We start from the raw sequence: 11,496 nt of genomic DNA on the forward strand, positions 1-11,496 counted from the left end.
GAGGCCGCCTTTAGCGGGAATCCGATAGAGAGGTTCGTAGTTAACCCAGTACGGGTCAAAGCGTACAAAGCTAATTCTAGATGCAATATTTGCGTACAGAATTAGTAACTATTTAAGGCTACTTCTAGAAGACAAGAGTAGGCGAGAATTTGCAGTTTATCACTTTCCCAAGCTTGCGGCTGATTATTTTCATCTCGATGACAGCGTCCGCGTTTGTGTTCATAAGGGATAGTTTGACCGTCTCGCTGACGTAAAACGTCAATTCTACCCCTTAATCCGAGGTTTTCGTCTTCAAGATAGAGGTCTTGCCATTCTTCTCCTTCTTTCCGTTCGATTTCATCGTGTAACCGTCTTCCAGCAAATACTGCCGCGTCTTGGGTGTAGAGTTCTTCCACTTCTTCGAGATAAAATAGACGGGGACAGTAGGCAAAAGCGTGTAGAGCGCAGACGCGGAGAGTATCTTGGACAGGTTGGGGTGATTCTGGATTAAAGTCGATCGCTTGCATGATATGTTTTAGTGTAAACTTGCTTGCTTTGCTATCAATTTAACCAGTGACTACGGCAAAAAAATTTCCGCCTTTAAAAGAAAAAAGATCAGGAAATTTTGTCAGCTACAATCCAAACATGGGTATGGAGAATAATCACCGCTCGATATACCATATTTTATCAATGGGAGTAATAATATCCATTTCATAAATGATACTATTTTTAAGTAACCAGCTAGTTTCACTATTGGAAACAGATACTTTGTTTATTTCCACATAGAAACCAGAAGAGCTTTTATGTTTGATAGCCATTACGATATTATCCAATTAATGGTGACATCATAGCGGTTTTCACAGAAGTGAGTTACTATACATTATTAGACTGAAAACCGCCATAAAAAAGAAGAATATAGCTTTATTTGTCTTTTGATCTTTTTTTTGCTTTCGTTGTAGTTAAAATGGGTGCAATGATGTCAACCAGACACTGATCGCTATATTCTCCCAATGAGAACCTTTGAAAAGTCCCTTGACTCGTATTCCTGTCAATCCAAATAGGCAAACTGATCAAACCTCGATTATCCTTGACTAGCCAACGAATAGCACCATCGGTTTCTCGATAGTTACGAATGCCATTAATCATTGCCCAAGATTCACCCAAACTTAAACCACCAAAGCGCAATATTTGACTAGGTGAAGATAAAGCGATAGCTACCCGTTCTGATAACTTGATACTTGCCATCTCATTGCTAGAGTCAATTTTGAGAGCAATACGCACATCCGTTAGCAACTCTTGAAAATTGGGCTTAGAAAATTGGCTAGTTGGATATACCCCTTCGCCATACTTCTCTACCCGTTTCTTGACTTCACCACCCACCACAAACTTGTGGCTACGCTGCTTACGCACAATTCGAGAAATCGGTGAATCATTGCCAAGAATACCAATTGCCAACCTCACCCCCAGATGAGCCGATATATCCTCCTCACCCACTAACGAGAGCAAAAATCCGTAGAGTGTTGATGGTGGCGGATAGAGATAACTTTCCTTAAAATCTCTTGCAAAGCTACGGGGAAAACTGGTGCAAGGACACTCTAGATAGAGCAAATCATCCATTAGGCTTTTACCCCCTTTAACTCAGCTAAACGCTTTTTAGACTCAGCGATCGCCTCTTTGACACCACGAAGCACCGTCACACCCAAATTTTGTAACTGCTCACCATAGGGAGTATCGGCAATTTCACCCGCCACGATTAGCTCATTGATATCAATGTCTTTAACCTCAACCAAGCGCACAAGTTTTGGACAGCCAACGGATTCTCCTACACGCTTAAAGCAATTCATAATCCAAGGACTAGGATCATCGGTTAGGCGAATCACAACAGACTCGGGACGAAACTCGTAGAGGAAGCGGGAATGATTGCCCCCCACATGACGAATAGCTGCGATCGCATCTAAAACAATATCGGCACGCTCAATCTTTTTCAGGCTTTCGGGTGTCAGCGCAACGGAATATTGATAAGCAGTGCGGTGTACCTCAGTGCTGTGAATTGAGGTTTTACCCTTCTGACCACCAGTTGAACCAAAAGCAATATCACCCCAATAGGGATCGAGACTAATTGCACGACTCACTTCTAGAACTCCTCGCCGTTTTTTGGTTGCATCTTCATTTTCCGAACCTTTCTTGGCATCCATATAACCAAAGAGATCATCATCGATAAACGCCACAGGATTATAAGTTGCCCCCTTCTTGTCCTTCTCTCCCTTAAGATGATATTTATCCTCATCTGCGTCAAAAGTGCGGTTCACTTCTGCTTCACAAGTATTTTGCAAATACTCACGCAAGCCCCAGCGAATCGCCTCAGCACTTACAGTTGTATGCTGATCGTTGCCGCAGGTTATTTTTTGCAAGGTTGAAAGGGTGCTGCCGTCACCTTCGCCACGATTATTAGCGGCGATTGCAGTGGGGGTAACGACAGTAATAAATAAATGCTTAGACATGATCGAACTCCTTTGTTTTGAATAATCAGAAACTATTTACAAACTTTCTTCGTAGCCTTCATCATCTGCTTCAACGACAGAATCAGAATCTGGAATCTCTACTAGCTCCTCTTCAGAATTAGCATCCCCATCTTTTTTCTTGCTTTGGTAAGTAGCTATTGCCAGCATGGTCAAGTCACGGGCTTTGCGCCATTCTTCACCATGAATCCAAGCATAGATTTCTCGACCTAATCCCCTAGCCGCTTTGCTACGAAATTGGCTCAAGAAATCCACAAGAGCAGTTGCAAATTCCTGTTGGGTGCTAGGGCGCTGTAACCGGTGAATCACCTTGTCTGTAACTTGAAAATAGTCAAGAGGGCGACCTTGTTTATTTGCTTGTTTGCTTTGTCCAACTAAATAAACACTAAATGCTCCTTGTACGGAATCAAATAGTATTTGTTCGTGGGGTTGAAGATGTGATGTCATAGCTATTAGTCCTTTTCTTTGATATTTGATCTTGTCATGATGGGATTTACGAAACTCATAAAACTTGGTGTACCAAGTTTTCCCATTGACCAAATTTTCGGCAATCCAAGGCAATATTTTTGATATGTCTAACCAAGAAACACCTTTATCAGTTACTTTGACCTTGCTGGGGAATAGCGAGATCGCACTTTGGTAAACAGATAAAACTTGATGGGATGCTCGAACACGGTAAACTGCCTGTTTTAGTCCAGATTGGTTGCCATCCCAAGGTTGTTTACCAAGTTGATAGACCTCGCAATATTCGACTTTTTGCAGTTGTAAGCTGTCTGCTAAAGCTTCTTCTAGTAAAAGTCTTAAACCAGCTTCACCCGCACTTGGTGAACGAAAGTCACGGTAACTACGATTACTAAGTTGACGACGACGATTAATCCAAGACTTTAAATCTTTTACTTCGGGGATTACTAGAGCATAGCGCCGATTTTGCAGAAGGTAGTAGTTACAGGCGATCGGCAAAAAAAGTAAAGCAATAAAACCGCTAGGTGATTCTTCATACTCACCGTTAATATAACACTCAACCAGACCAGGTAAATGGTGTCCTTTAATGGCAATTGATGAACTAAACTTATTTTTACTATTGAAAACGCCTTTAAAGTCCCTTAGATAGTAACAATCAATCAGACTCCGATGACTTATGATAATTTCTGGCTGATTTTCATCTACCTTAAAGGGAATGAGTCTTGGTGTCTTATCTAAAGTTCTCTGTTTAGAGTGCTGTAAAAAAGTAGATGTTACTCCTTGACTAAAAGTATATTTCCCTTGCCCACTCAAATTAAGTGCAGGTACATTTAACATCCCTGAGTCAATTTGGTAAGCACTCTTAATTAGCCAATCTAGTGCTTCCTTATCATCGCAATCCCAGTTCAAAGTAACTGTGTCTTCGGATATTTCCCAAGAGATAGGAGCATCATCTATTTCAAGAGTGGATAATACTAGAGCAAGCCCTGCGATACCTGCACGATGAGGTAAGAGGGTATTGGGGTCAAAAATAGACAACTCGAACTTACTCAATTCTCATCACCTCCTTTGATTAAATAAGCTCCCAATTCCGTAGAATATGCCCACTCACGACTGGGAGCTATGGGGTAGCCTTTCCTGTGTCTTTCCCATTTCTGTACTTTTTTAGTAGATAGTAATGGGATGGTGTATTTAGGTAAAACTTTGGCGGGCAATTTATCCACAATTTGTTTGTCCTGCTCTAGTAATGCCGTAACTGTGTGACCTGCTTCACGACATGGTGCAGGATAGGCTTGCCATTTTTTGATTTCATTAAATAAAACCGTCTCTTTGTCAGGCTTACCCTGCTGTGGCGATCGCTCTAGCCATTCTGCTAAAGCTGCCTGAGAAACTTCATCGGTAAATGTCTCAAGCATTGTTCTACCGCTATCTAAATCCTCTTGACTATAGGGAAAACGCACTTTGGGATCGGGGTAAAAAATAGCATCTAGTGATTGACCGATATAGCGGCGATTGAGTCTACCCAAGCGCTGAATTAACCCGGCCGGATTAGCAATTTGTGAGACAAGTAAAGTTGCAGATAAATCCAAAGACATTTCCGCAACTTGGGTAGCGATCGCAATGACAGGCTTGTTTCCCTTAAATGCCGCAATCACTGCCCGATGATGATCTACCCGATCTTGATAGCGATAGCGACTGTGATATAAAACGGCATTCAGTCCCCTTTGTTTAACATCTTTATACACAGTAATCGCTGTACTCACCTGATTGCAGACCCACAGAACTTTGCCACAAATATGTTCACCATTGGGCAAAGCATAGGTTTTCTCTAATTCTTGTGTAACACGTTCCCAATCAGGATTGTCCGATAAATGAAAACGATAGCGAGGCAATAACTCTAACTCTTTTGCCCCTTCAATAATTTCCATGGACTTGCCGACTGCTTTCTGAATTGCCTCTAGCTGCCAAGGTAAAAATGAAGCGGACATTAGTAAAACTGGAGCTTTGACAACTTCCAAGAATCGCAATAACCCACCAAAAAGACGATTATCGTAACAATGCACCTCGTCAAATACAAAAGCAGCTTGAGCGATCGCAGGAAAGCAATACATTGGACGGCGATTACATTGCAATAGACCTAAAACCGTATCCACAGTGCAAACACTGACTTTTGTCCCCCATGTCTTAAAAGATTCTAGTTTTGTCGATATATCATCATCATCTCCTGTTAACATTAAATGCGCTAAATCCACATCAGAACGGGAATGCAGTAAAACTGAATCTACTCGATCATGTACGTAATCGATAAAACCTTCGGTACTTGTGCCAGTAGTCGGATAACAGAAAAACAATTTGCGATTTACTGCGTAACGTTTTGCCCAATTATAAGCTCCAAGAGTTTTGCCTGTACCACATCCAGCCCTAGCTAAAGTTACTCGCAATTGCGATTCACCTAATGCAACTTGAAATGGTCGCATTTCTTGACCATTGAGTCTTTGATTAACAACTTGCTCAACCTCTGATTCTGTAAGTTTTACTGATACTTGTTTCTCAATCCAATCACTAATTTTCAAGTCAGTATTTGGTAAAGCTGAACCTACCGTGTCTGCCGCAATAATTAGTGCTTTGACGACCGATACAAAGCTAGAGTCTGTCACTTGCCAGTCGATAAAATCTTCTAGCAATAATTGACGTTTAGACTTAATCTCGTTCACAGTCCATTCCCTAGAAGGTTTGACCGATAGCTTTAATTGCTTGGGTAAGCCTAATGCTTTGACTCCATGCTTGAGCATTCCCCGAAAATATTGCGGTTCAGTATAAAGATATAAGCGATCGCTTCCCGATCCATTACGAATTTCGCCAAGTTCATCATTAGGAGACTGTTTTCTAGAATCCCAACCTAGTTTTAAATGATGTCCTCCTGCCGCCACAAGTGCCGTAAGAAAATCAGCATTAGGACACTGCTGTAACCATTCTCGATATTCCCAAGCTAGGAGCATTGAGGCTAACTCATGACGGATTAACTGCGGATTTTCCCTAATATCTCGCTTACCTCTAACCATCATTTGAAAATGGTCATTGGCTTTACCCCAATCATGCAAATAAGCTGACAATCTAGCTGTGGCACGAAAACCTTCCCAGCTACATTTCAAATCAAATTGATTTATGATTCCTTGACCGATATTTTCCAGTAAAACTGTAACAGCATTGACCACATCTGCTGTATGTCCCACCAGTCCGTAAGAGCCTTTCCAATGACCTGAATCGAAAGACTTTGCTAATAAAATATTAGGGCATAATTTATTCTGCATAATTATCCTCCTTGACTGGATAGAACCACCCACACCCAAAATGCTTGCGTCCCCCTAATCCATGTCCTTGAAGTTTAAGAGAATCTTCGTTACTTAAGCCCTCAATAAATACTCCGTATCCTAAGACATTTTTATCTTTAATTCGGATACTTCTTAAAGCTAAGTCTCCCTGAGAATTACTGTTAATAAAGGCTTTTCCATGAATATTTTCTTGATCAAGAGCTTTTTGACAAGATTCAAGAAAATATAGGGGAGCTTCCTGAGTATTCCATTGTTGTAAATGGAAGATAACTAACCTTGCTTTGAGAAGACTACTAATTTCAGGTAGAGTTAAACGAGGTTGAACCAATCGGATTAAGTGACCTCTAATATCTAAAACCTGATTTTGAAGAAAGCGATACCATTGGGTCGCATCTTCGGCGGGACATCTTAACCGAAAACGAGAATATTTATTTAGATAAATCATACCACTTTTATTAGAAACCCCAGAAATACTGGAGAGCAAAACATCCGATGACAAATTATTATCATTTAATAAAGTTGGCTGTTGTTTATAACACAGATTTTTAATCGCAGAATATAGAGAAAAACCATGATCGGCGGGCAGAGTTTGTCCTCTTAAAGAAAATTGAATTTCCAGAAAATTCATATTTTGCTCCTTCTTAGCTTTCGGTTGTCGAAAGTTTGTAATGTTGACTCATTTCCTCAACTTCCCTCTTAATCAATTGAACTAATTCTTGTGGTTCTTTGACAATTGCTCCCTTGCCATAACCCAAAACCCATCGTTTAAGATCATTTAATCCCTCTACGACTAAATGTAAGGTTAATGAGCCATCGGGATGTTCGACTAACTTTTGAGAAGTATGCCAGCGTCTTTCTTTGATAAAGGGAGCAGAGGAAGGATTAAACCAGATTGTGACCGAAAATAATTTATCCCCTCCTTCGTTTTGAAATCGTTTTTCCAGATAAGCTTTAGCATTAAAACTAGAATCTTTCTCAAACGTCTCATCAAGTATCCTGAGATTCTTAATTCGATCGATACGAAAATCCCTTATCGCCTGTCGTTTATGGCAAAAACCGATTAAATACGGATTGCTACCGCGATAAATGTCCAAAAAATAGGGATCTACCACCCGATCTGATTCCTCATTGCGAGTCGCCGCATAATAGCGAATCCAAATCCGTCGGGAAGTATTGAAGGCATCTAGTAACTGCTGCCATATTTCGGGATTAAGATTGAGCATTTCAGCACCAGGACGAAAAATAATGCGCTCATCGGCTAACCTTTGCAAATTAACCCAAGTTTGCTCCGGTAATCGCTCCGATAAACGCTCGATCGAAGATCGCAATTCTTTTTCATAAGCACTTCCGGCATAGGACTCTAACATTTTTGCCCCCAGTGTCAGAGCGAATAATTCTCCTTGACTTAAGGAAATACTGGGTAAACGCCAATTAGGGTCGGTATAGTACCATCTTTTGCCCGATTGGTCGTACTCTAAAGGTGCAGAATACCTATCCCTCAAAAAATGCAGGTCATTTCTGACGGTTCTTTCCTTGACTTCGAGATGCTCCGTTAAAATTCCTTGGGTAATTCGCTTACCCGAACGCAGCAATTGGTCAATAGTCAATAGGCGCTCAAGACGGCGTGACATCGACATTTACTGACTCCTCAAATACTGGACAATCTGATCGTAAACAATGACCCCAGCAAAAAAGCTTCCCCCATTTTAAATTCAGCATTTTCATTGAGAAAATTTTTAAGAACACCGGTGGGTTAGGTGGTCATGGCTCTCGGCATCTCTGCAAGCTAACTGCAAATCCTCTACCTTTAGGAGATAGATAGAGTAAATCCAGCAAAACCATCGATTATTATCAATGCAATTGTCAAGGTTTACCGTCTATTTCTAGAATGCCACGAATAGCGGTCAATACTTCACTTTCTCTCACCAGAAGTAAAGTAGTACAGAGTTATCCCCTAGTAAAGATTGGGGGGAACTATAGTTAAGAAAGGGAACTGGGAATCGGAACGATGATCGAGCGACACAGAAGGAGATTGGCTAATGGGGAGGAGCGGGTCTATACCTACGGGGTTGGAGCGGACGGTGAGCGTCAGTCTTTGTCGATCCGTTCCGTTGATGGTTCCGTTTCAATCTCCTGCTATAGGGGAGCAGAAAAAGAGCGGGTGGTGGCCGCCCTACTAGCCAATGCCAGTTTGTTGGTGGTGGGGGAAGACGGAGCGGGGAAGACCTTTTTAGCGGAGCGGGTGATCGAGGACTTGTGGGGGCGGGGGTTTCCTGTGGCTGCCCCTGCCATCGGCACGGTCAAACAGATGCTTCTAGAAATCGCCGGGGATTTGGGGGTAGATACGGAGACGCTAGAGGGCAAACCGATGACGGCACAACAGTTACAGGAAACCATCGCCGAATGGTTGCAAAATAACGTCGCTTTTCTGGTCATGGACAATGGCCACAGGTTCCCCGTTTCCCTGCGTTGTTGGCTGGAAAAACTGCATTTACAGGGACAGCCGATATTATTATTAGCCACTTATCCCCCGGCCAGAGATATTTTTTTGAAGCTTCCCCGCATCGAATTGGAAGCTTTACCAGAAAGGGCGATCCGCGAAATCATGGAAGGGGAAGCAAACGATTTGGGATTGCGGGTGACACCGGGTAAACTGGCCGATTGGCAACAACGGGCGATCGGTAATCCCATGTTAGCGAAACGGGTGGTCAAGGAAGAATATTTAGGATTGGAGGGTAATAATTATGACCATACCCAGTGGATCGACGGTACTCCCCTACTAATTGCCGTTCTCATGGGTTTTATGATTCTCAGATTCTTGGGACTCGGTTTTAATAACACCAGTCTTTATCTGATCGGCGGGATACTGACCGTAGCGGTGGGAATGGTCAGGTTGATGATTTATTCCTTACCCGGACAGTCTAACCGTTTGGGACGCTGACTTCATCCTCCCTTAGTAGTTTGGTCTGTCACATATAGTTCCGCTAAACTGAAAGAGTTGAGCATGATGACCTATGACCATTGCGATCGACCAACCAATAGAACAAAAGCAACTCAGCTTTGACGAGTTTCTCGCTCGTTACTGTGGCGATAATCGCTACGAACTAATCGATGGAGAGGTGTTCGATTTGGAACCGACGGGTTTGCATGAGGAAGTCGCAGCTTTCATTACCACAAAGGTCTGTGTCCAGATCGATAAAACAAATTTACCCTGGTTTGTTCTTCAACGGGGATTATTGCGTCCTTCCCACCTTAGTATGACGGCATTTCGACCTGACGTTGCGGTTGTGGATCGAGATGAACTTAGCAAAGAACTACTTTGGTCTAACCAGTCGATTCTGACGCCGGGGAGTTCGATTAAATTTGTGGCGGAAGTTGTCAGTAGCAACTGGCAAAACGATTATGCCCGCAAAGTTGAAGATTACGCCGTTTTAGGCATTCCTGAATATTGGATTGCCGATTATGCGGGATTGGGCGGGACTCGACATATTGGTAAGCCCAAACAGCCCACTCTATCCATCTGTACGCTAGTGGATGGAGAATATGAAATTCAGCAGTTTCGAGGCAATCAGACTATAACTTCCACCATTTTCCCGGGGCTGAAATTAACGGCTGAACAAGTGTTAAGGGCTGGTGGATAAAAAGCCAGAGATTTATCGAAAAATTGGGTTTAAAGCCTGCCACTTTTAGGCTTTGTGTTAAACCAATTGATAAGCAGAAAATTAGATGTGTAGTCGTGATACATAATATTTAAAGGATTCTTATAAACAGTGACCTGATTAAACAGTTTTTTTATATACAGGACAATAGATTAAAGTCTATAATTTATACAGTATTCCCTAGAAGCTGTTCTCCGGGAAATCAAAGACAGCATTAAGGAAGTTAGCCAAAAAATCGATTCTCTTGAAAAAAGGATAGATGAGAGATTTGACAAGGTAGATGAGGGGTTTGACAAAATAGATGACCGGCTAACCAAGCTAGAGATAGGACAAGCCAAGCTGGCTGAGAAAGTCGAGGGCATGGATAAAAGGGTTAGGTGTTAGGTTTTAGGTGTTAGGGGTTGAATTTCGCTGAACGGATCAGCCAACCGATCACCCCGCCGGTAATGCCGCTAAGGATCGAACTGATAAAAGCGGTGATTACCACTACCCCGATCTGCTTCCAGTTTTTCAGTTCTCCTACTTTTTCGGCAAGATCGGCCGTTTTGTCGATCGAGGGTTTCCATGCTTCTAGACGGGCTTCGATCGAGGTGAGTCGCTTGTCGATATTTTCTGTCTTTCCATTCAGGGACTTTATATCTGACTTGATTTCTGATTGTCCATTTTCTAGGCTAGTTAATCGGGACTCGATCACCCTCATACTACTAACGATTAAATCTTCTAGCCTTTTTAGATCATTTTCGGTAACTGCTGTCATGAGGTAATCTCCTAGCTAATCTGTTTCAAATATGACTGACGGGCGTGCATTAGGTGAACGCAAAGCGCTCGCTACGCGAGACCGCTCTAATCTTCTCTCTGGGCGATCGCATATAGGGGAGCTAATTCAGTCCGAAGCGATGCGATCGCCGCGTTCATTTTGGCTTCGATCGCCGCGTCGATCTTTTCCTCGAAGTTGGGCAACTTGCTAGGGCTATCTCCGAAAAAGGTTTCGAGAATCTCTACTATGGCGGTTCCCATTGCCGGTTGAATGTTCCCGGCCTTATCTTTTCGAGTGATATTGTTTTGAGTGCAATACTTAGTAAGGCTGTCTTCTATATCTTTTGGGAGATAACAGGATACTGGTCTATTCTCAGTAGCCATGATTTTAATTGATTTAATACTAATACATTACCTTTTAAGTCTAACCCTGTAACCTACTAAGTACAAGACTGATTAGATAAACTAATGAGGATTAGTAAAATACCTGTAAAATACTAATTAATAGGTAGTTGACTTAGTAAGAGACTAGAAACATACTAAAGATATAAACCAAAAGCGACCGCTACCGACTACCAATCAGAAAAGCGATCGCCTATCATCGGCTATTAGTTGTCAGTTTACCTATTACCGATCACAGCCAAAAACCAACCTTTGCCGCTCGATAATTTAATTAAATTTACCGAAATTTTGGGTTAAAGCCCCGTCCTTTTAGGACGGCTTTTTAAACTATATCTTGTTAACTTAACTTTTATTGTGCTATACTGATTTTGTCTAAGTCCCCCCTGC

General features: G+C 42.1%; 12 protein-coding genes. 3 read left to right on the forward strand and 9 right to left on the reverse strand.

Annotated elements, in window-relative coordinates; genetic code table 11:
• Window positions 1-101 precede the first annotated feature (101 nt).
• The 7 genes from LW728_RS18975 to LW728_RS19005 all read right to left on the reverse strand — a co-directional run bounded on the left by LW728_RS18975 (window position 102) and on the right by LW728_RS19005 (window position 7,923).
• Complete coding sequence (locus LW728_RS18975) at window positions 102-506, reverse strand: CRISPR-associated protein Cas4 (protein WP_287767674.1); 405 nt, start codon at window positions 504-506, stop codon at window positions 102-104.
• A gap of 394 nt (window positions 507-900) precedes the next feature.
• Window positions 901-1,596: a CRISPR-associated protein Cas5 gene (gene cas5, locus LW728_RS18980; protein WP_287767677.1), complete on the reverse strand. Its 696-nt coding sequence runs from the start codon at window positions 1,594-1,596 to the stop codon at window positions 901-903.
• Window positions 1,596-2,480, reverse strand: a complete 885-nt coding sequence (cas7i, locus tag LW728_RS18985; protein WP_287767678.1) for a type I-B CRISPR-associated protein Cas7/Cst2/DevR — start codon at window positions 2,478-2,480, stop codon at window positions 1,596-1,598. Before cas7i ends, cas5 begins: the two co-directional genes overlap by 1 nt.
• A gap of 36 nt (window positions 2,481-2,516) precedes the next feature.
• The gene (gene cas8a1, locus LW728_RS18990) at window positions 2,517-4,013 is read right to left on the reverse strand and encodes a type I-MYXAN CRISPR-associated Cas8a1/Cmx1 (protein WP_287767679.1); all 1,497 of its coding nucleotides are present in this window, start codon (window positions 4,011-4,013) and stop codon (window positions 2,517-2,519) included.
• Entirely contained in the window at window positions 4,010-6,271 is a 2,262-nt protein-coding gene (gene cas3, locus LW728_RS18995; RefSeq protein WP_287767680.1) for a CRISPR-associated helicase Cas3', read from the reverse strand. Before cas3 ends, cas8a1 begins: the two co-directional genes overlap by 4 nt.
• Window positions 6,261-6,920, reverse strand: a complete 660-nt coding sequence (gene cas6, locus LW728_RS19000) for a type I-MYXAN CRISPR-associated protein Cas6/Cmx6 (protein ID WP_287671465.1) — start codon at window positions 6,918-6,920, stop codon at window positions 6,261-6,263. The genes cas3 and cas6 overlap by 11 nt, the downstream gene beginning before the upstream one ends.
• 13 nt (window positions 6,921-6,933) lie before the next feature.
• On the reverse strand, window positions 6,934-7,923 hold the full coding sequence (locus LW728_RS19005) for a helix-turn-helix transcriptional regulator (protein ID WP_502845981.1): 990 nt from the start codon (window positions 7,921-7,923) through the stop codon (window positions 6,934-6,936).
• A gap of 377 nt (window positions 7,924-8,300) precedes the next feature.
• Between LW728_RS19005 and LW728_RS19010 the strand changes: the two genes are divergently transcribed.
• From LW728_RS19010 to LW728_RS19020, 3 genes are all read left to right on the forward strand, one after another.
• Window positions 8,301-9,233, forward strand: coding sequence for an ATP-binding protein (locus LW728_RS19010; RefSeq protein WP_287767682.1), 933 nt, complete (start codon window positions 8,301-8,303; stop codon window positions 9,231-9,233).
• 73 nt (window positions 9,234-9,306) lie between these two features.
• Window positions 9,307-9,933 carry a Uma2 family endonuclease gene (locus LW728_RS19015; RefSeq protein ID WP_287767683.1) on the forward strand — a complete coding sequence of 209 codons (627 nt, stop codon included), beginning with the start codon at window positions 9,307-9,309 and terminating at the stop codon, window positions 9,931-9,933.
• Window positions 9,934-10,119: 186 nt separating this feature from the next.
• Entirely contained in the window at window positions 10,120-10,335 is a 216-nt protein-coding gene (locus tag LW728_RS19020) for a DUF4164 family protein (protein WP_071839468.1), read from the forward strand.
• 10 nt (window positions 10,336-10,345) lie between these two features.
• Here LW728_RS19020 and LW728_RS19025 read toward each other — a convergent pair whose 3' ends face one another.
• Window positions 10,346-10,708 carry a hypothetical protein gene (locus LW728_RS19025; protein ID WP_002762526.1) on the reverse strand — a complete coding sequence of 121 codons (363 nt, stop codon included), beginning with the start codon at window positions 10,706-10,708 and terminating at the stop codon, window positions 10,346-10,348.
• A gap of 86 nt (window positions 10,709-10,794) precedes the next feature.
• Window positions 10,795-11,091 carry a hypothetical protein gene (locus LW728_RS19030; protein WP_002762525.1) on the reverse strand — a complete coding sequence of 99 codons (297 nt, stop codon included), beginning with the start codon at window positions 11,089-11,091 and terminating at the stop codon, window positions 10,795-10,797.
• Window positions 11,092-11,496 lie beyond the last annotated feature (405 nt).

This window comes from Microcystis sp. 49638_E5 (assembly GCF_021300285.1).
In the GTDB taxonomy this organism is placed as follows: domain Bacteria; phylum Cyanobacteriota; class Cyanobacteriia; order Cyanobacteriales; family Microcystaceae; genus Microcystis; species Microcystis aeruginosa_C.

Bases quoted from the DNA above. Each gene is read 5' to 3' on its own strand.
- cas7i (WP_287767678.1), bottom strand. From the start codon at position 2,480: ATGTCTAAGCATTTATTTATTACTGTCGTTACCCCCACTGCAATCGCC.
- cas5 (WP_287767677.1), bottom strand. From the start codon at position 1,596: ATGGATGATTTGCTCTATCTAGAGTGTCCTTGCACCAGTTTTCCCCGT.
- LW728_RS19010 (WP_287767682.1), top strand. From the start codon at position 8,301: ATGATCGAGCGACACAGAAGGAGATTGGCTAATGGGGAGGAGCGGGTC.
- cas6 (WP_287671465.1), bottom strand. From the start codon at position 6,920: ATGAATTTTCTGGAAATTCAATTTTCTTTAAGAGGACAAACTCTGCCC.
- LW728_RS19030 (WP_002762525.1), bottom strand. From the start codon at position 11,091: ATGGCTACTGAGAATAGACCAGTATCCTGTTATCTCCCAAAAGATATA.
- LW728_RS18975 (WP_287767674.1), bottom strand. From the start codon at position 506: ATGCAAGCGATCGACTTTAATCCAGAATCACCCCAACCTGTCCAAGAT.
- LW728_RS19005 (WP_502845981.1), bottom strand. From the start codon at position 7,923: ATGTCACGCCGTCTTGAGCGCCTATTGACTATTGACCAATTGCTGCGT.
- LW728_RS19025 (WP_002762526.1), bottom strand. From the start codon at position 10,708: ATGACAGCAGTTACCGAAAATGATCTAAAAAGGCTAGAAGATTTAATC.
- LW728_RS19015 (WP_287767683.1), top strand. From the start codon at position 9,307: ATGACCATTGCGATCGACCAACCAATAGAACAAAAGCAACTCAGCTTT.
- cas3 (WP_287767680.1), bottom strand. From the start codon at position 6,271: ATGCAGAATAAATTATGCCCTAATATTTTATTAGCAAAGTCTTTCGAT.